This window comes from Micromonospora hortensis (genome assembly GCF_022230935.1).
GTDB lineage: Bacteria > Actinomycetota > Actinomycetes > Mycobacteriales > Micromonosporaceae > Micromonospora > Micromonospora hortensis.
In genome coordinates this window covers 366,418-383,310 of the sequence record NZ_JAKKFE010000026.1, presented here as the reverse complement: position 1 = coordinate 383,310, position 16,893 = coordinate 366,418, and the positions used below count along the sequence as shown (strand labels likewise).

Sequence of the window (16,893 nt, the reverse complement as noted above, 5' to 3'; positions counted from 1 at the left end):
GCCGAGGTCCACACGGCGGCTCTTGCGACGTGTTTCCGACTGAGGTCCGAGGCGGTCGCGCGGAGCGGGGCCGGGAACACCTGTCGATGCGTCAGCCGAGGGGCGCGGGCGCGCCGGTCCGGCCGCACACCCGCGCCAGACCGTCCGCGTCGGTGCGCCGGCCCGTCGACCACCTCGGGCTGGTATGAAGAGGCGATGACGAGCGATGCCGCCTCCGCCCTTCCCGACCCCACCGCAGAGGTCGTGGACCTCTGCCGCGACCTGCTGCGCATCGACACCACCAACACCGGTGACAACGACACCAGCGTCGGCGAGCGCCGCGCGGCCGAGTACGTGGCGGAGAAGCTCGCCGAGGTGGGCGTGGAGTCCGTCCTGCACGAGTCCGCGCCGGGCCGGGCGAACGTGGTGGCCCGCATCCCGGGCACCGACCCGAGCCGGGGCGCGCTGCTGGTGCACGGCCACCTGGACGTGGTGCCCGCCGACGCCGACGAGTGGTCGGTCGGCCCGTTCTCCGGCGAGCTGCGCGACGGCTACCTCTGGGGCCGGGGCGCCATCGACATGAAGGACTTCGACGCGATGGTGCTCGCCGTGGTGCGGCACTGGCAGCGCACCGGTGTACGGCCCCCGCGCGACATCGTGCTCGCGTACACCGCCGATGAGGAGGCGGGCAGCGACTACGGCGCGCGCTTCCTGGTGGACAACCACCGGGGCCTCTTCGACGGCTGCACCGAGGCGATCGGTGAGGTCGGCGGCTTCTCCTACTCGGTCAACGACAGCCAGCGGCTCTACCTCATCGAGACCGCCGAGAAGGGCATCGACTGGCTGCGGCTGCACGCCAAGGGCCGCCCCGGCCACGGCTCGATGATGCACGACGACAACGCCGTCACCGCGCTCGCCGAGGCGGTCGCCCGGATCGGTCGGCACCGCTTCCCGGTGGTGGTCACCGACACCGTGCGGGCCTTCCTGACCGAGGTCTCCGACCTGCTCGGCATCGAGTTGGACCCGGACGACCCGGAGACGGCCATCGCGAAGCTCGGCCCCATCGCCAACATCATCGGCGCGACCATCCGTAACACCGCCAACCCGACCCGGTTGAGCGCCGGCTACAAGGACAACGTCATCCCCGGCCGGGCCACCGCCACCATCGACTGCCGCAGCCTGCCTGGCCAGTCCGAACTGCTGGAGCGGCAGCTGCGCGAGCTGGTCGGCCCGGACATCGCGATCGAGTACGTCCAGCGGCAGCCGGCGCTGGAGACCACCTTCGACGGTGACCTGGTCGAGGCCATGTCGGCGGCCCTGCGCGCGGAGGACCCGGGGGCGCGACCCGTCCCCTACATGCTCTCCGGGGGCACCGACGCCAAGGCGTTCTCGCAGCTCGGCATCCGCTGTTTCGGGTTCGCCCCGCTGCGGCTGCCCGCCGACCTGAACTTCTCGGCGTTGTTCCACGGCATCGACGAGCGCGTTCCGGTGGACGGACTACAGTTCGGCGTGCGGGTTCTCGACCGGTTCCTCCGCACCTGCTAGTCGTGTCCGGCGGTGGCCGCCGGCGCGCAACCTCCCAACGTGAAGGGACTGCCCCACATGACCGACCAGCATGGTGAGCTGGACGCCGCTCTCGAGCGGGTGATCGAAGCGGCCCGCCACCACCTGGCCGCCGTACGCGCCGCGCAGGGCCGCGTCGACGACGACGACGTCTGGCAGGCGTACGTGGCGTTGAACAACGCCTCCTTCGCGTACGACGAGCGGCTGCTCGACGCCTTCGGCGAGGTGACGCCGTGGGATGTCGACTCGATCGACCCGGACGAGGCCGACGAGCGTTTCGGCGGCGGCGAGGGCGCCGAGGCCAGCGACCCGCACCCCAGGGTGATCTCGGTGCGTCAGCGTCGTGACTACCGGGTGCCGAGCGTCGCCGCGCTGCTGCGGGTGGCCGAGGCTGCCCGCCGCGAGGGCACCCCGGAGGACGACGAGCCGGCGCCGGTGGAGGGCGTGGGCGAGGCGGTGCTGGAGCTGCTGCAGAGCGGTGACGGCTCGCTCGGCGCGTTGGACGTCCCCGAGTTGGAGCCGCTCGACGGGGTGGTCATGGTCAGCGAGGTGGGCACCCCGGTCGACCTTGAGTCGTTCGACGACGACGACGCGGTCGGCCCGTTCCAGCCGGCTGCCGACGACCGGCTGGTCGGTCGGCTCGACGAGCACCCGTTCCTGGAGCTCGACGACGACCACGACCACGCCGGGCACCAGCACTAGGCCGGGTGCCGCCCGAGGCCGACTCCGGCCCTGGGCGGCACCGCCCGGTCGTCAGTACGACAGACCCGGCTGCGGCTGGTTGACCCGCCGACGACGCAGCACCACCTGCCGCGTGCCGTCCCGGTACAGCCGCACCCGGGCCAACTCCCATCCGGAGAACTCCGCCTGGATCGCCAACTGCGCCGTGGCGGTCAACCGGTCGACGTTCGGCGGCAGCCGCAGTGGCGCGTACTCGTAGTCCATGCCTCCATGCTGCCCAGCCCAGCGGCCGTTCGCCACCCCCTCCGGAGTGACCAACGACGCCACCGCGGGCGGTTCGTGCCGCCCCGTGCCCCGTCGCGCCGATCTCACGTTTCGGTCGCCGAGATGCCCCAGGGTGGGAGGGCAGATCCTGACGATGCCGGCCCAGTCGGGTCGATCATGGAGTTTTGGTGCCTGATTTGGCCCTGTTGCGGCGACCTTGTCGCTCACCACACCTTCGTGATCGACGAGGCGGTGCCGTGCGCTTCGTCGCCGCCCCGCCTTGGCGCGAACTCAGCCCGCGGGGGCGTTGGCCATCAGCAGGGCGGCGAGGGCCGGGGCGGCCAGGGCGACCGCTCGGGCGCTGCCCGGGTCGACCGCCAGCCCCCAGGACGGGTCCGGCCAGTCCTCGAACAGCTCCGCGCAGGGCAGCGCGACGAACGGCACCCCGTCCCCGCTGAACGCGGCGAGCGCCCCCGGCGAGGTGAAGACCGGCAGCAGCGGCGCACCGGTCGCGTCGCCGACCACCGTCCACGGGAAGTCGGCGTCCGGCGTCGGCTCCCCGGCCAGGGGGACGCACACCGTGGTGCCGGCCAGCGCTCCGAGGTAGCCGGGCAGGTCGCGCCGGCCGACGGCCGCCGCGAGCACCGCCACCACCGCCGGCTCCGCGTCGACGGCGGACGCCGATCCAGGTCGCGTAGCCGGCACCGCTGGTCCAGGCTGAGTAGCCGGCACCGCTGGTCCAGACTGAGTGGCCGGCGCGGTCGTTCTGGGCCGCGCGGCTGGCGGCAGCGCCCGGCAGGAGAGCGTTCCCGGCTCGTTGGTCAAGACCTCGGCGGCGGTACGGGTCACGAACACACTGAGCCGCTGCACCTGCTCCGGAGTGCGCTCCGCCTCGTACCACCAGCCCTCGTCACCGGTCGGGCGGTGCCAGCCGAGCGCGGCCAGGCGTGCCTCGTCGTGGCCGGGGCAGATCACCCGCACCACCCGGCGGCGCACCAGCAGCCGGATCCCGCGTGGGCCGGTGGAGAGCTCTAGGTCGGTGTCCCGGTCGCAGCGGGCGACGGTGTCCCGCAGTCGAGCGGCGATCTCCGGCCAGGTCGGCGACGGCGACGTCACGTCGGTGCGCCCGGCAGGCGGTCGTCCAGCCGCCCGAGCCGGGCCACGGTCTCCTCCAGCCGGCCCAGCGCCGAGAAGTCCCCCGGCGTCCCGAACAGGTCGCCGAGCCCCGCGCCGAGCGCGACGTCCAACCCCTCGGTGTGCTCGTCGACGTGCCCGGAGGCGACCTCCCGAGCCCGCCGGTACGCGTCGAGCACCAGCTCGGCCACCCCCTCCGTGCCGACGCGCAGGGCGGCGGGCGCGAGGGTGAGGCCGGTCAGCGCGCCGGTGGCGTCGACGGTCGCCGAGACCAGCCCGCTCTCGTCGACGGCGGTGCCGGACAGCTCGGCCAGGTCGTCGCGGAGGCCCGCGAACCGGCGCTCGATGTCGGCGATCCGCCCGGCGAGCGCGTCGAACGCGGACGTCGGGTCCGTCATGAGATCCCTCCCCGTGGATGGTGCGACCGGGTGGTGCCCGGCGGCCGGGAGATCGTATCGTCGGTGCGCTCGACTCATGGGGGAGGAACGGCATGCCACCGGATATCGATGTCGACGTGCAGGCGGTCCGTCGACTGGAGACAGCCGCCAAGCAGGTCGCCAGCTCGCTGGCCGCGCTGGAGCGGCAGATCGTCTCGGCCGGCGACGTGCCGTCGGACGCCTTCGGTCACCTGCCGTTCGCCAGCGACATGCTCCGCGACAAGTACGCCGAGCAGGTCACCGGCGGCAAGGAGTTGTTCGCCACCGCGAACGCCGCGTTCGGCCGGGTCGCCACGGCGCTGGCCGACACTGTCGAGGCGTACGAGCACAACGAACGGGATCTCGACGCCGGGTTCAAGGCCATCCAGTCGGGCCTGCCCGGATGAGCGGTCCGGCCGGCAGCGCCGTCCAACTGTGGAACGGCCTGGACAGCGCGCTCTCCGGGGTGCAGGACGCCGTCGACAGTGTCTGCCGGACCCTTGCCTGGCCACTGATCCAGCTCGTCGACATGGTCGACGGTGAGCCCGCCGTGCTGCGCGCGAAGGCCGCCGAGTGGGACGCGTTGGCCGCGCAGGTGCGCGACCTGGCCCAGGGGCACCGCGGCGCCAGGGAGTCCGCGCAGGCCGGCTGGCGCTCACCGTCCGGTGTGGCGTACGGCCAGCGGTTGGCCGAGGTGGAGCAACAACTCCTCGACGTCGCCGAGCAGTTCGCCGCGACCGCGGAATACCTGCGCAGTGTCGCCGACGGCCTGCTGACCGTGCACGACGTGCTCGTGGACCTCTGCGTGGAGTTCGTGAACTTCCTCCTGGTGACGCTGGTGACGGCGTTGCTGATGGCTCCGGTGACCATGGGGGCGTCCTGGGCGGTCGGCGTGGGCGTGACAGTGGCCAGGGCCCTGGTCGTCGTCACCCGGATGCTGAAGGTCATCCGGCCACTGGCGGCGCACCTGCAGAAGGTCATCCGCCTGCTCCAGCGGGTCATGCTGGCCCTGCGCAAGCTGCAGGCACACCTCGACAAGCTGGTCACGTTGCAGGACAAGCTGCGAACCGGCAAGAAGTACGCCGACAAGCGGCACGCCGCCGGCAAGGCCGACAAGTGGTTCCACAAGATTTTCGACCCCACGAAGGGCACCTACAAGCTGGGCAAGTCCGGTGCCCCGTTCGACATGGGCGCCCTCGAACGGGCCGCCGCGCTGCGGGCGCACGGGGTCGCCGACGGGGCCCGGGTGATCGCCCGGGACTGGGCGACGAACCTGCCGTGGAACGTGCCGAACTCCGTCGTGCACGGTGTCACCTGGGGGACTGTCGCGTTGACCAGTGGGCTTTCCGTTCCCGGTAGCGAACAGGTCGGCGACCAGATCGACCAGGCGGTGCAGGGCGGGGCAGACTGGATCGACCAGAATGTCTTCGGGCAGCCGCCGGCGGGTCAGCCGGCGGGCCGGTAGAGAGGAACCCGTGATGTCAGGGGAGCGAGGCCGGCTCGGTCGGTTCACCGACGCGATGCTCGGCGGCGCGCGGGCCGCCCGGGACAAGGCCCGTGAGCTGCGCGACGAGTTCCGCACCAGCGACGAACCCGAACGCGCTCTCGTCGCACCGCTCCTGCCCGGGCAGGAGCTGCGCTATGTGGGGCTCGGCCCGGTCCGCGTCCCGCAGACCCACAAGGCAGGTCGGCAGCTCGCCGATGTGATGGCCGACGAGTTCGTCGACTCCCTCGACCCGAAGGTGCTGTTCGGGCTCCTCAACATCGTCAACCCGGTGGTCTGGGTGGACGCGGTGCTGACGCCGGTCCGGCTGGCCGCTGGCGTGCTGCTGCTGCCCGGCGAGGCCGGTGCCATCGCCACCGGTGTGCCGGAGGCGGCCGAACCGGAGCAGGCCCCACCACACCAGCGGGTGCAGCGGGATCCCATCCCGCTCACCGAGGAGCAGGAGGCGTTCCGCGCCCTGTTCCGGCTCAGCCTGTACCGCCCGCTGGCCGAGCAACTCGCCGAGATCGCCTACCGTCGCCGGTTCGTCTTCAGCGGCGACCTCGCCACCCTCGCCGGCAGCCTGCTGCTCTTTCTGGAGCGGTACAACGGCACCCCGCTGGCGGTGACCGACACCCACCTGCACCTGCTGCGGATGGGCCCTCGTCCGGACGCCGACCGGCCCGACCGACGGCAGCCGCGGGTGCTGTGGAGTGTGCGACGCGACCGGGTGGCCCGGGTCGATTCGGAGCGCGGCGCGACCGGGCTCGTGCAGCTGACGTCCACGATCGTCTTCGACGACGGCTCGTGGATCCGGCTCACCCAGCCGGCGCTCCGCGACGACCAGTCGCGCTTCCTGACCGCGATCCACGACCTCCCCGGGCAGCGCCCGCAACCATGACCGGGCGCGCCGGGCCAGCCGTGACCGGGCGCGCCGGGCCAGCCGTGACCGAGCATGCGGGGCCACCCGCGACCCGGCCGGCTGGTCAGCCGTCGCGTTCGGGGTAGCCGACCGGCACCGCGGAGACATCGTCCAGCGCGGTGGTGATCTCCTCGGGCAGGGTTATCCGCTCCACTGTGAGAGCGCCGAGCAACTGCCCGACCGTCCGCGCGCCGAGGATCGGCGCGGTCACCCCGGGCCGGTCCCGGATCCAGGCCAACGCCACCTCCAGCGGCGACACCCCCAGCCCACCGGCCGCGGTCGCCACCGCCTCCACGATGCTGGAGCAGCGCGGCTCCAGGTAGGTCGAGACGAACCGTTCGAAGTGCGGCGACGCGGCCCGGGAATCGGCCGGACGGCCGTGCCGGTACTTGCCGGTGAGCACGCCCCGGCCCAGCGGCGACCAGGGCAGCACGCCGAGGCCGAGCGCGTCGCACGCGGGCAGCACCTCCCGCTCCACGCCCCGCTCCAGCAGCGAATACTCCACCTGGGACGCGACCACCGGCGCCCGCCCCGGCCAGGCGGTCTGCCAGGCGGCGGCCCGCGCGGTCTGCCAACCGGAGAAGTTCGACACCCCGACGTAGCGGACCTTGCCGCTGGCCACCGCGTGATCCAGGGCGGCCAGGGTCTCCTCCAGGGGGGTGTCCGGGTCGTACCCGTGCACCTGGAACAGGTCGACGTGGTCGGTGCCGAGCCGGCGCAGCGACGCGTCCAACGTGCGCAGCAGGTGCCCCCGGGAGCCGTCCCGACGTCGGCCACTGCCCGGGCGCAACCCGGCCTTGGTGGCGATCAGCAGCTCCTCACGGGGGACGAGGGAGCCCAGCAGCGAGCCGATCACCGACTCGGCGTCGCCGTCGCCGTACACGTCGGCGGTGTCGATCAGGTTGCCGCCCGCGTCGAGGTAACTCTTCAGCTGAGCGGCCGCATCGTCGGCGTCGGTGTCCCGGCCCCAGGTCATGGTGCCGAGCGCGAGCCGGGAAACCGCCAGCCCGCTTCGGCCGAGCGGTCGCTGTTGCATGGGTGAACCTTATTTCGAACCTGCCGCCACGGATATCCTCGCTCCCGTATCTCTGCCGGTTCTGCCGGTTCCGCCGCCCCGGGCTGCCCCGATGGAGGGGGGATCAAAGGGGTCGAGCCGGTGATCGAGTCCGTTATCGGCATTGCGTAACCTGGGGCGACCTGTGCCACGGATGGGGGAGGACCAGTGCGACTCGGGCTCAGTCTCGGATACCAGACGGCGTGGAGCACACCGGCCGACCACCTGGCGCTGGCCCAGGAGGCGGACCGGCTGGGCTATTCGGTGGTGTGGGCGGCGGAGGCATACGGCTCCGACTCGCCCAGCATGCTCGCCTGGATGGCCGGCCAGACCGAACGGATCGACGTCGGCGCCGCGGTGATGCAGATCCCCGCCCGTACGCCGGCGGCCACCGCCATGACCGCCGCCACGATCGACGCGCTCTCCGGCGGCCGGTTCCGGCTCGGCCTTGGTGTCTCCGGCCCGCAGGTGTCCGAGGGCTGGCACGGCGTGCGCTTCGCCAAGCCGCTCGCCCGGACCCGCGAGTTCGTCGACATCGTCAAGCTGGCCATCGCCCGCAAGGAGGTGGCGTACGACGGCGAGCACTACACGCTGCCGCTGCCGGACGGCCCGGGCAAGGCCCTGCGGCTGGGCTTCCACCCACCCCGCGAGCACATACCGATCTACCTGGCCGCTGTCGGCCCGAAGAACCTGGAGCTGGCCGGCGAGATCGCCGACGGCTGGCTGGCCGTGTTCTACGCCCCGGAGTTCGCCGAGGAGCAACTCGCCTCGGTGCAAGCCGGGCGGGCCAAGGTCGGCAAGGAGCTGGCCGGGTTCGACGTGGTGCCGTCGGTGCCCGTGGTGATCGGCGACGACGTGGCCTCCTGCGCCGAACTCGTCCGCTGGTACGCCGCGCTCTACGTCGGTGGCATGGGCAGCCGGCAGCAGAACTTCTACAACCAGCTCGCCACCCGGATGGGCTACGGCGACGCCGCCCGCGAGGTGCAGGACCTGTACCTGGCCAAGCGGCAGCGCGACGCCGCAGCCGCCGTACCCATGGAGTTCATCGACCGCACCTCGCTGCTCGGCCCGAAGGAGCGCATCGCCGAGCGGATGCGGGAGTACGCCGCGGCCGGCGTCACCACGCTGTCGGTGACCCTCTTCGTGGCCGACCGGGACAGCGGTGTGCAGACCCTGCGTACCGTCGCCGAGGCTCTCGACCTCTCGGGAGTCGGCGAGTGACCTGGGTCGAGGCCATCGTCCTGGGCATCGTCCAGGGACTGACCGAGTTCCTTCCGGTCAGCTCGTCGGGGCATCTGCGGATCACCTCGGCGATCTTCTTCGACCGGGACGCCGGCGCGTCGTTCACCGCGGTCACCCAGCTCGGCACCGAAGCGGCAGTGCTGATCTACTTCGCCAAGGACATCTGGCGGATCACCCGGACCTGGCTCGTGGGCATCCGGGACACGTCGGTCCGCTCCAGCCTCGACTACCGGATGGGCTGGTACGTGATCGTCGGCTCGATCCCGATCGGGCTGTTCGGTTTCGTGTTCAAGGACCAGATCAAGACCGCCGGGCGCAACCTGTGGGTGGTGGCGACCACGCTGATCGTGTTCGCCTTCGTGTTGGCGTTCGCCGAGTACTGGGGGCGGCAGACCCGCACCCTGGAGAACTTCCGGATGAAGGACGGCATCGTGATGGGCTTCGCCCAGGCGATGGCGCTGGTCCCCGGGGTGTCCCGCTCCGGCGGCACGCTCACCGCCGGCCTGCTGCTCAACCTGACCCGCGAGGCGGCGGCACGGTACTCGTTCCTGCTGGCCATCCCGGCGGTGGTGATGTCCGGTGTGTTCAGCCTCGGGGACGTCTTCGAACCGTCCGCCCCGGGCACGTCGGTGCCCACCGTGGCCCAGACGATCGTGGCCACCCTCATCGCCTTCGGCATCGGCTACGCGGCCATCGCCTGGCTGCTGCGCTACGTGGCCCACCACACCCTGTACGTCTTCGTGCTGTACCGGGTCGCGCTGGGCACCCTGGTCCTGGCGCTGCTGCTGACCGGCACCATCGACGCCACCTGACCGCTCTGCCGCCGGCCCCCGGCTCCGCCCACGGGCGGAGCCGGGGGCCGCAGTCGTCAGGTCGCCGCCCACGACGGCCCGGCGCGGTGCCCAGGTCATAGGGTGGTCCCGTGGCGACCCTTCTTCTTCTGCGACACGGCCGAACCACGGCGAACGCCGATGGCGGCCTGGCCGGTCGGCAACCGGTCGAGTTGGACGACACCGGGCGCGCCCAGGCCACAGCGGTCGGCGAGCGGTTGCGGGTGGTACCGCTGGCCGCCGTGGTGACCAGCCCGCTCATCCGCTGCCGGCAGACGCTGGAGCTGGCGCTCCCGCAGGCCGCCCCGGTCGTCGAGGACGGGTTGATCGAGTGCGACTACGGCAGCTGGGAGGGGCAGCCGCTGAAGAAGCTCGCCAAGGAGCCGCTCTGGCCGGTCGTCCAGCAGCACCCCAGCGCGGCGGTCTTCCCTGGTGGGGAGGCGATGGCGGCGATGGCGGCGCGTGCCGTGGCGGCGGTGCGTTCCTGGGACGCCCGGGTGAACGCCGAGCACGGGCCCGAGGCGGTCTGGTTGGCGTGCAGCCACGGCGATGTGATCAAGGCCATCGTGGCGGACGCGCTCGGCGTACACCTGGATGCCTTTCAGCGGATCGTGGCCGACCCGGCGTCGGTGACGGCGATCCGGTTCACGCCGCTGCGTCCTTTTCTGGTGCGACTCAACGACACCGGTGGTGACCTGGCGGCGCTGGTGCCGCCGCCGGCCAAGCGGCGTCGGCGCGCGAACCGCGTGGCCGACTCGGACGCGGCAGTCGGTGGTGGGGCGGGTGCGTCGCGGTGAGGCGCGTCACGACACCTCCTGCGCTCGGCGCGTCAGCGCACGCCGGAAAGGCCGCCACGCCCGGGTATAGCCCCTGGTACGCCGGGCGCGCCGCCGCTGCGGCGATTCGCGTCGGTGGGGTGCGCGACGCCGAGGCGGGCCGGATAGGGTCGTGGGTATGACCCACCAGGTGCACGCCTTCGAACCGCCGGAGCGGTTCGTCGCCGGGACTGTCGGGCCGCCGGGGGAGCGCACGTTCTTCCTGCAGGCCCGCGGCGGCGGCAGGCTGGTCAGCGTCGCGCTGGAGAAGGTCCAGGTGTCCCTACTCGCCGAGAAGCTCGAGGAGTTGCTCACCGAGGCGCAGCGTCGCTTCGGGGTGGACCTGCCCGAGCTGGCGCCGGTGATCGGCGACAACGAGCCGTTGGACACTCCCGTCGACGAGGAGTTCCGGGTCGGGACTCTCGGGCTGGCCTTCGACGTGGACACCGCGACAGTGGTGATCGAGGCGATCGCGGCGGGCGAGGTGGAGCCCGAGGTCGAGCTCGGCGACGAGGACGACGACGAAGACGACGACGAGGACGACGAGCCGGACGAGGACCTGGATCGGCTCCGGGTCCGGCTCACCCCGCAGGCGACCCGCCAGTTCATCGAGCGGGCCCGGCGAGTGGTCAACGCGGGCCGGCCACCGTGCCCGCTCTGCGGCCAACCGTTGGACCCCGCCGGGCACCTCTGCCCGCGGCACAACGGTTATCACCGGTGACCTCGTCCGGCCTCCAGCCTCGCCAGGACGGCGACGCCGCGCTGCGGCTGCTGCGTGACGGCGTCCTCGACCTGGAGGGTCGGCTGGTCGACGCGTCGAACACGACGCTGCGCGGCATCCTGACCCTGGACGGGTTGACCGCCCGGTGCGTCTACAAGCCGGTCCGTGGCGAGCGCCCCCTTTGGGACTTCCCCGACGGCACCCTGGCCGGTCGGGAGGTCTCGGCGTACCTGGTCTCCCGGGCCACCGGCTGGGACCTGGTGCCGCCCACAGTGCTGCGGGACGGCCCGTTCGGCCCCGGTTCCTGCCAGCTGTGGATCGACGAGCCGGAGGACGCCGAACCGCTTGTCGGTTTCCTGCCCGCCGGGGAGTTGCCGCCGCGCTGGATCCCGATCGCCGCGGCCCGGGACGACGACGGCGCGGCGTACGCCCTCGCCCACGCCGACGACCCGCGGCTGGCCCGGCTCGCGGTGCTCGACGCGGTGCTCAACAACGCCGACCGTAAGGGCGGTCACGTGCTCGTCGGTGCCGACGACCGGATCTATGGCGTGGACCACGGGGTGAGCTTCCACGTGGAGGACAAGCTGCGCACTGTGCTCTGGGGTTGGGCCGGTAAGCGGCTACCCGCGGACGCCGTGGAGATGCTCGACGCGCTGGCCGGGCAGGTCGCCGGTGCGCTCGGTGCCGAGTTGGCCGACCATCTGACGATCAGCGAGGTGGCCGAGGTGGCCGCCCGGGTCGGCCGGCTGCGCGAGACCGGCTGCTTCCCTCAGCCTCCGGAGGACTGGCCGGCGATGCCCTGGCCGCCCATGTGACCCGCTGTCATCTTGATCACCCGTGGGGTGCTCCGGCGTTGTCGCCGGGCTGGCTAGGCTGATCCCATGGAGTCTTGGGCGGGACACGAGGTGCCACGGCTGCCGGGCAGGGGCGAGCCACTGGCGTTGTACGACTCGGCGCGGCAGGGCGTCCACCCGAGTGAGCCGGCCGACGCGGGCAGCATGTACGTCTGCGGCATCACCCCGTACGACGCGACCCACCTCGGCCACGCCGCCACCATGATCACGTTCGACCTGGTGCAGCGGATGTGGCGCGACGCCGGCCGCCCGGTGCGCTACGTGCAGAACGTCACCGACATCGACGACCCGCTGCTGGAGCGGGCCGCCCGCGACGGCGAGGACTGGGTGGTCCTGGCGATGCGCGAGACGGCGCTGTTCCGGGAGGACATGGAGGCGCTGCGGATCATCCCGCCGGCGCACTACGTGGGCGCTGTCGAGTCGATCCCGGACATCGCCGACAAGGTCGAGGTGCTCCTCAAGGACGGCGCCGCGTACCGGCTCGACGACGGCACCGGCGACGTCTACTTCGACATCTCCGCCACGCCCCGCTTCGGCTACGAGTCGAACCTGACCCGCGAGCAGATGCTGGAGATCTTCCCCGAGCGCGGCGGTGACCCCGACCGGGCCGGCAAGCGCGACCCACTGGACCCGCTGCTGTGGCGCGGCGCCCGCGAGGGCGAGCCGTCCTGGCCGGGCGGCGAGCTGGGCCCGGGCCGACCCGGCTGGCACATCGAGTGCGCGGTGATCGCGCTCAACCTGCTCGGCGACCGGATCGACGTCCAGGGCGGCGGTAACGACCTGCTGTTCCCGCACCACGAGGCCTCCGCCGCGCACGCCGAGCGGCTCACCGGCCAGGCGCCGTTCGCCGAGCACTACGTCCACGCCGGCATGATCGGTCTGGACGGCGAGAAGATGTCCAAGTCCCGCGGCAACCTGGTCTTCGTGTCCCGGCTGCGCGCCGACAAGGTCGACCCGATGGCGGTCCGGCTGGCGCTGATCTCCGGGCACTACCGCAGCGACCGCACCTGGACCGACGACCTGCTCACCGCCGCACACGAGCGCCTGGACCGTTGGCGGCGGGCCGCCGCCGCGCCCGCCGGGCCGTCCGGGGCTGAGCTGCTGGCCGAGGTACGCGCACGCCTGGCCGACGACCTGGACACCCCCGGAGCCCTGGCCGTAGCCGACCGCTGGGCCGAGGCGACCCTCGCGGGTGCCACCGACGACCCCGAAGCGCCCGCCCTCTTCGCGAACACTGTCGACGCCCTCCTGGGCATCCGCCTCTGACAGCCCACGGGCGGCGTGCCGTGCGCCGTTGACCGACTCGGTTTCCAGGAAGTCGCGGTGTCCGGAGCCCTGCGATACCCCGACTTCCAGGAAGCCGAGTCGATCAAAAGGCTCGGCCCGGGCGCGCCCTCGATCGGGTCAGGGAATGAACGCCACCTCGGGAAAGGACCTGCTCGGGCCGTTCAGTAGGTGGCCGCCCCGGTGCCTCAGGTGCAGGTCGAAGAACGCCAGCGGGTACGCCTGCCCGATGCGGACCGCGCGGGCGGGGTCGAGCGTGCCGACCCAACCGACGAGATCCTCGTCGCTCATGCCGATGAGCTTTGCCAGTTGCGGCACGAGCCACTGGTTGTCGCCGTAGGACGAGTGGACCGCTTCGGCGGCCTGGATGTTGAGTCGCCATCCGCGTAGGTGCGTGAAGAACTCGGCGACGGCCGGCTCCGCTGCCCGGGTGAACTCCGCCGTCATCAGCATGAACGGCCGGTACAGGTCGGCGGAGGGCATCGGCTGCGACAGCATCGGGGCGTCCAGGCTCAGCCCCGCCCGGACCCGTCGGTCGGTGCCCATTGTCAGGGCCGTCGCGGTGCCGCCCTTCGACCAGCCGAACATGCCGATCCGGCTCAGGTCGAGGGCGGCGCCCAGCCCGGTCGGCAGCAGCGCTTGGTCGACGTCGGGGTTGCCCCCGGCGGCGAGGTCGGAGATCTGATCGAGGACGAATCGGACGTCCCGGGTGTAGGTCCACGGGGTCGAATCGACGTCTTCCTCCTGGATGGTGACTCGGCCGTCGGGGAATTCGCCGAACCCGTCGTACGTGTGGTCCACGGTGACCACCGCGTACCCGTGGCTGGCGAGTTCCTGCACCACGATGGTGGTGTCCGAACGGTGGCTGCCCGCGCCGTGCGAGTACAGCACCACCGGCAACCGCCGGCCCGGATGCCGCACCGGGGCGCCCTCGTGCCCGGCCGTCAACGGCGCCAGCGCGGCGTGGGGGTCGAAGCCGGCGGATTCCAGCAGCATGCGCATCGAGGCGGCGGTCATCCACTCGGAGCGCGGGTAGCGCCGCTCGTTCCGGGCGGGATACCAGACGCTGACCATCAGTTCCCGATACCGCCCCGGCCCGGCCAGCGGTTCCGGCCTCGACCGGTCGACCAGATGCAGCGGCACCACACCCACGCGGTACGGCCCGGTCGGCCGGGGGAGAGTGAGCCGGACCGGGCCTGAACGGGCCGCTGCCGCCCGGGCGCGGCCGGCGATGCCCATCGGTACACCGGCCCCGACCGCCAACGCGGCTCCGACAAGGCCACGGCGCGTGATCCCCCGTGCGCCAACAGGTCTCACGGTTGGCATTGATCCTCCAGTGGGTTGCTCGACGCCGGAACCGGGCCGCCCGACCATCGATATACCCGCAGTATATATATCGAGTGTATAGATGCAACGGTGGTGGCGCGCTTCGACATCGGAGAATTCGCAGGGGTCGCCCTGGCCCGCCCGTCGCCCAGCGATCTTGCAGTTTCTGTCCCAGCGAAAGGCGCAAAAACGGAGATAAGTACGACCGAAAGCGCAAGATCGCCGGGCGGGGCGGGGCGGGGCGGGGCCTGGCAGGGCAGGGCAGGGCCGGGCCGGGCCGGGCCGGGGCGGGGGCTAGCCCAGGACCAGGCCGGGGTCGGGTTCCGGGTCGGGGGTCGGGCCGGGGATCTTGTACTCCTCGGTGAGGGTGGTCATGGGGCCGGGCCAGGTCGCCTGGGACACCTCGATCGGCTTGCGGTGCGCGTCGTACGCGACGTGCAGCAGGTGCAGCACCGGTGTGTCCGGCCGGATCTGGAGGGTTTCGGCCTCCTCCCGGCTCGGTTGGCGGGCGCTGATCGTGTCGGTGGCCGAGACGTACCGTCGTCCGGTCGCTTCCTCGGCCTCCTGGTAGAGCGGCCGGCCGAACGCCTCGGTGCGCTCCAGCGAGGTGCCGGCGGCGTCGCGGGGCAGGAACCAGGAGGCGCCCACCTCGACGGGGGAGTCGTCGGTGCGGACGAGGTGCCGCCGGCAGAGCAGGTTGGTGCCGTCGGACACGCCGAAGGCGTCGGCCACCTCGGCGGGGGCGGGGGCGTGCCCCACGGAGACGAGCTGTTGACGGTATCGGGCGGCCAGGTCGGTGTGGTAGCCGCGGAAGCCGCCGTACCGGCCTCGGGAGAGGCGGTTGAGGCGGCGGCGGGTGCCGCGGACGTACGTACCGGAGCCGGGCTTGGTGATCAGGATGCCCTCGACCCGCAGCTGGTCGACGGCGCGTTGCACTGTCTGCTTGGCGACGCCGAACATCTCGGCGATGGCCGGGATGGACGGCAGCCGCTCGCCCGGCCCCCAGTCCCCACGGCGAACCTGGGCCTTGAGCTGCGCGGCGATCTGTCGGTGCGGGAACTCGGCGGCCCCGGGATTGATCTGCACACCCGCCTCCTTGATCACATCTAGGTTCCTAGGATGCCCCAGCGAGTGTGACGGCGCCACCCCGGACACGCGAAAACGGGCCCCCGGACCAGAAAAGGTCCGAAGGCCCGCAGCGAAACAGTGCTACCAGGAACCGGCGGTGGGACCGGCCGAACCGCCTCGGCGGCGCAGGTACTTCTCGAACTCCTGGGCGATCTCGTCACCGGTCAACGGGGTGATCCCCTCGTCGCCGACCCGTTCCTCCAGCTCGCGGACGTACTCGCCCAGCTCGGCGTCCTGCTCGGCGGCGCTGCGGACCCGCTGCTCCCACTCGGCGGACTCCTCGGCCAGGTCGGCCATCGGCACCGGCAGGTCGACGACCTCCTCGACCCGGTGCAGCAGGGCGAGGGTGGCCTTCGGGCAGGGCGGGTTGTTGGCGTAGTGCGGCACGTGCACCCAGAACGAGACGGCGTCCACCTCGGCGCGGGTGCAGGCGTCGTGCAGCACGCCGACGATGCCGGTCGGCCCGTCGTAGCGGGTGGGGGTGAGCTGGTAGCGCTCCGCGGCCTGCGCGTCGGAGGCGCTGCCGCTGATCGGCAGCGGCCGGGTGTACGGAACGTCGGCCAGCAACGCGCCGAGCAGCACCACCCGTTCCACCTCCAGGCTGTGGCAGATCTCCAGCACCTGCTCGCAGAACGTCCGCCAGCGCATGCTCGGCTCGATCCCGCGGATCAGCACCACGTCACGGTCGGTGCCCTCCGGGCTGGCCACCATGAACCGGGTCGTCGGCCACTCCACCCGCCGGGTCTCGCCGTCGGCCATGGTGATGGTGGGTCGGCTGACCTGGAAGTCGTAGAAGTCCTCCGGATCCAGCTCGGCGATCTGCCGGGCGTTCCAGACCTGCTCGAGGTGCTCGACCGCGGCGGTGGACGCGTCGGCGGCGTCATTCCAGCCCTCGAACGCGGCGATCGCCACCGGGGACCGCAGCACCGGCAGTCCGTCGAACTCGGTCACGCCGTCACCTCACCCTGCTCGTCGCGGCTGGCGCCGGGACCGCGCCCGGTCGTCATACCGTGTGGCACGGCGGCGTCCCTGTTGTCCTTCACGTCCGTCAGCCTACGTGCAGGGCGAGGGTGCGGCCCGTCGGCCGCGCCGGTCGGCCGCTCCGGCAGCAGGTCATACCCGAACGAACCAGACAGGGTGATCCCCGTGACACAATAGGGGATCGCTCGAGGAGAGTCGTGGAGTCCGGCCGAATCG

18 protein-coding genes are annotated in these 16,893 nt (G+C 72.2%); 11 read left to right on the top strand and 7 right to left on the bottom strand.

The genetic code is table 11. From position 1 onward, the window contains the following. Nucleotides 1-195: 195 nt before the first annotated feature. Nucleotides 196-1,524 (top strand): M20/M25/M40 family metallo-hydrolase, encoded by a 1,329-nt coding sequence (locus NIE111_RS20230; RefSeq protein ID WP_124854659.1) that lies wholly within the window; start codon nt 196-198, stop codon nt 1,522-1,524. A 57-nt stretch (nt 1,525-1,581) separates the two neighbouring features. Further along, nucleotides 1,582-2,244 (top strand): hypothetical protein, encoded by a 663-nt coding sequence (locus NIE111_RS20225; protein WP_091408864.1) that lies wholly within the window; start codon nt 1,582-1,584, stop codon nt 2,242-2,244. Nucleotides 2,245-2,295: 51 nt separating this feature from the next. Here the strand turns inward: NIE111_RS20225 and NIE111_RS20220 are convergent, their stop codons facing one another. From NIE111_RS20220 to NIE111_RS20210, 3 genes are all read right to left on the bottom strand, one after another. Continuing rightward, nucleotides 2,296-2,487, bottom strand: a complete 192-nt coding sequence (locus NIE111_RS20220; RefSeq protein ID WP_238685861.1) for a DUF5703 family protein — start codon at nt 2,485-2,487, stop codon at nt 2,296-2,298. A 291-nt stretch (nt 2,488-2,778) separates the two neighbouring features. Continuing rightward, a complete protein-coding gene (locus NIE111_RS32305) occupies nt 2,779-3,603 on the bottom strand; it encodes an SseB family protein (RefSeq protein ID WP_238685860.1) in 825 nt (274 codons plus the stop codon). Beyond that, nucleotides 3,600-4,019 carry a YbaB/EbfC family nucleoid-associated protein gene (locus NIE111_RS20210; RefSeq protein WP_238685859.1) on the bottom strand — a complete coding sequence of 140 codons (420 nt, stop codon included), beginning with the start codon at nt 4,017-4,019 and terminating at the stop codon, nt 3,600-3,602. Before NIE111_RS20210 ends, NIE111_RS32305 begins: the two co-directional genes overlap by 4 nt. Nucleotides 4,020-4,111: 92 nt before the next feature. On the opposite strand from NIE111_RS20210, the gene NIE111_RS20205 reads away from it, so the two are divergent. Genes NIE111_RS20205 through NIE111_RS20195 form a run of 3 tightly spaced genes read left to right on the top strand, consistent with a single transcriptional unit; the run spans nt 4,112 to nt 6,421 of the window. Continuing rightward, on the top strand, nt 4,112-4,444 hold the full coding sequence (locus NIE111_RS20205; RefSeq protein WP_238685858.1) for a hypothetical protein: 333 nt from the start codon (nt 4,112-4,114) through the stop codon (nt 4,442-4,444). After that, complete coding sequence (locus NIE111_RS20200; protein WP_238685857.1) at nt 4,441-5,502, top strand: WXG100 family type VII secretion target; 1,062 nt, start codon at nt 4,441-4,443, stop codon at nt 5,500-5,502. Before NIE111_RS20205 ends, NIE111_RS20200 begins: the two co-directional genes overlap by 4 nt. A 13-nt stretch (nt 5,503-5,515) precedes the next feature. After that, the gene (locus tag NIE111_RS20195) at nt 5,516-6,421 is read left to right on the top strand and encodes a hypothetical protein (protein ID WP_238685856.1); all 906 of its coding nucleotides are present in this window, start codon (nt 5,516-5,518) and stop codon (nt 6,419-6,421) included. Nucleotides 6,422-6,506: 85 nt separating this feature from the next. Here NIE111_RS20195 and NIE111_RS20190 read toward each other — a convergent pair whose 3' ends face one another. Beyond that, complete coding sequence (locus NIE111_RS20190; RefSeq protein WP_238685855.1) at nt 6,507-7,478, bottom strand: aldo/keto reductase; 972 nt, start codon at nt 7,476-7,478, stop codon at nt 6,507-6,509. Between the two features lie 186 nt (nt 7,479-7,664). Between NIE111_RS20190 and NIE111_RS20185 the strand changes: the two genes are divergently transcribed. From NIE111_RS20185 to mshC, 6 genes are all read left to right on the top strand, one after another. Beyond that, nucleotides 7,665-8,717, top strand: a complete 1,053-nt coding sequence (locus NIE111_RS20185) for an LLM class F420-dependent oxidoreductase (RefSeq protein WP_238685854.1) — start codon at nt 7,665-7,667, stop codon at nt 8,715-8,717. Further along, the gene (locus tag NIE111_RS20180; RefSeq protein WP_238685853.1) at nt 8,714-9,550 is read left to right on the top strand and encodes an undecaprenyl-diphosphate phosphatase; all 837 of its coding nucleotides are present in this window, start codon (nt 8,714-8,716) and stop codon (nt 9,548-9,550) included. The genes NIE111_RS20185 and NIE111_RS20180 overlap by 4 nt, the downstream gene beginning before the upstream one ends. Before the next feature lie 110 nt (nt 9,551-9,660). Further along, entirely contained in the window at nt 9,661-10,365 is a 705-nt protein-coding gene (locus NIE111_RS20175) for an MSMEG_4193 family putative phosphomutase (RefSeq protein WP_238685852.1), read from the top strand. Nucleotides 10,366-10,522: 157 nt separating this feature from the next. After that, entirely contained in the window at nt 10,523-11,104 is a 582-nt protein-coding gene (locus NIE111_RS20170; RefSeq protein ID WP_238685851.1) for a DUF3090 domain-containing protein, read from the top strand. Further along, entirely contained in the window at nt 11,101-11,919 is an 819-nt protein-coding gene (locus NIE111_RS20165) for an SCO1664 family protein (RefSeq protein WP_238685850.1), read from the top strand. The genes NIE111_RS20170 and NIE111_RS20165 overlap by 4 nt, the downstream gene beginning before the upstream one ends. A 66-nt stretch (nt 11,920-11,985) precedes the next feature. Further along, entirely contained in the window at nt 11,986-13,224 is a 1,239-nt protein-coding gene (gene mshC, locus NIE111_RS20160) for a cysteine--1-D-myo-inosityl 2-amino-2-deoxy-alpha-D-glucopyranoside ligase (protein WP_238685849.1), read from the top strand. A gap of 138 nt (nt 13,225-13,362) precedes the next feature. On the opposite strand, the gene NIE111_RS20155 is transcribed toward mshC, so the two are convergent. The 3 genes from NIE111_RS20155 to NIE111_RS20145 form a co-directional block, all read right to left on the bottom strand. Beyond that, on the bottom strand, nt 13,363-14,481 hold the full coding sequence (locus NIE111_RS20155; protein ID WP_308193713.1) for an alpha/beta hydrolase family protein: 1,119 nt from the start codon (nt 14,479-14,481) through the stop codon (nt 13,363-13,365). A gap of 381 nt (nt 14,482-14,862) precedes the next feature. After that, nucleotides 14,863-15,654 carry a GntR family transcriptional regulator gene (locus NIE111_RS20150; RefSeq protein WP_238685847.1) on the bottom strand — a complete coding sequence of 264 codons (792 nt, stop codon included), beginning with the start codon at nt 15,652-15,654 and terminating at the stop codon, nt 14,863-14,865. A 123-nt stretch (nt 15,655-15,777) separates the two neighbouring features. Next, the gene (locus tag NIE111_RS20145) at nt 15,778-16,647 is read right to left on the bottom strand and encodes a PAC2 family protein (protein WP_030332815.1); all 870 of its coding nucleotides are present in this window, start codon (nt 16,645-16,647) and stop codon (nt 15,778-15,780) included. Between the last annotated feature and the right edge of the window lie 246 nt (nt 16,648-16,893).

Coding starts and splice junctions, on each gene's coding strand:
- NIE111_RS20210 (WP_238685859.1), bottom strand. CDS start 4,019: ATGACGGACCCGACGTCCGCGTTCGACGCGCTCGCCGGGCGGATCGCC.
- NIE111_RS20190 (WP_238685855.1), bottom strand. CDS start 7,478: ATGCAACAGCGACCGCTCGGCCGAAGCGGGCTGGCGGTTTCCCGGCTC.
- mshC (WP_238685849.1), top strand. CDS start 11,986: ATGGAGTCTTGGGCGGGACACGAGGTGCCACGGCTGCCGGGCAGGGGC.
- NIE111_RS20200 (WP_238685857.1), top strand. CDS start 4,441: ATGAGCGGTCCGGCCGGCAGCGCCGTCCAACTGTGGAACGGCCTGGAC.
- NIE111_RS20170 (WP_238685851.1), top strand. CDS start 10,523: ATGACCCACCAGGTGCACGCCTTCGAACCGCCGGAGCGGTTCGTCGCC.
- NIE111_RS20195 (WP_238685856.1), top strand. CDS start 5,516: ATGTCAGGGGAGCGAGGCCGGCTCGGTCGGTTCACCGACGCGATGCTC.
- NIE111_RS20225 (WP_091408864.1), top strand. CDS start 1,582: ATGACCGACCAGCATGGTGAGCTGGACGCCGCTCTCGAGCGGGTGATC.
- NIE111_RS20230 (WP_124854659.1), top strand. CDS start 196: ATGACGAGCGATGCCGCCTCCGCCCTTCCCGACCCCACCGCAGAGGTC.
- NIE111_RS20155 (WP_308193713.1), bottom strand. CDS start 14,481: ATGGGCATCGCCGGCCGCGCCCGGGCGGCAGCGGCCCGTTCAGGCCCG.
- NIE111_RS20205 (WP_238685858.1), top strand. CDS start 4,112: ATGCCACCGGATATCGATGTCGACGTGCAGGCGGTCCGTCGACTGGAG.
- NIE111_RS20220 (WP_238685861.1), bottom strand. CDS start 2,487: ATGGACTACGAGTACGCGCCACTGCGGCTGCCGCCGAACGTCGACCGG.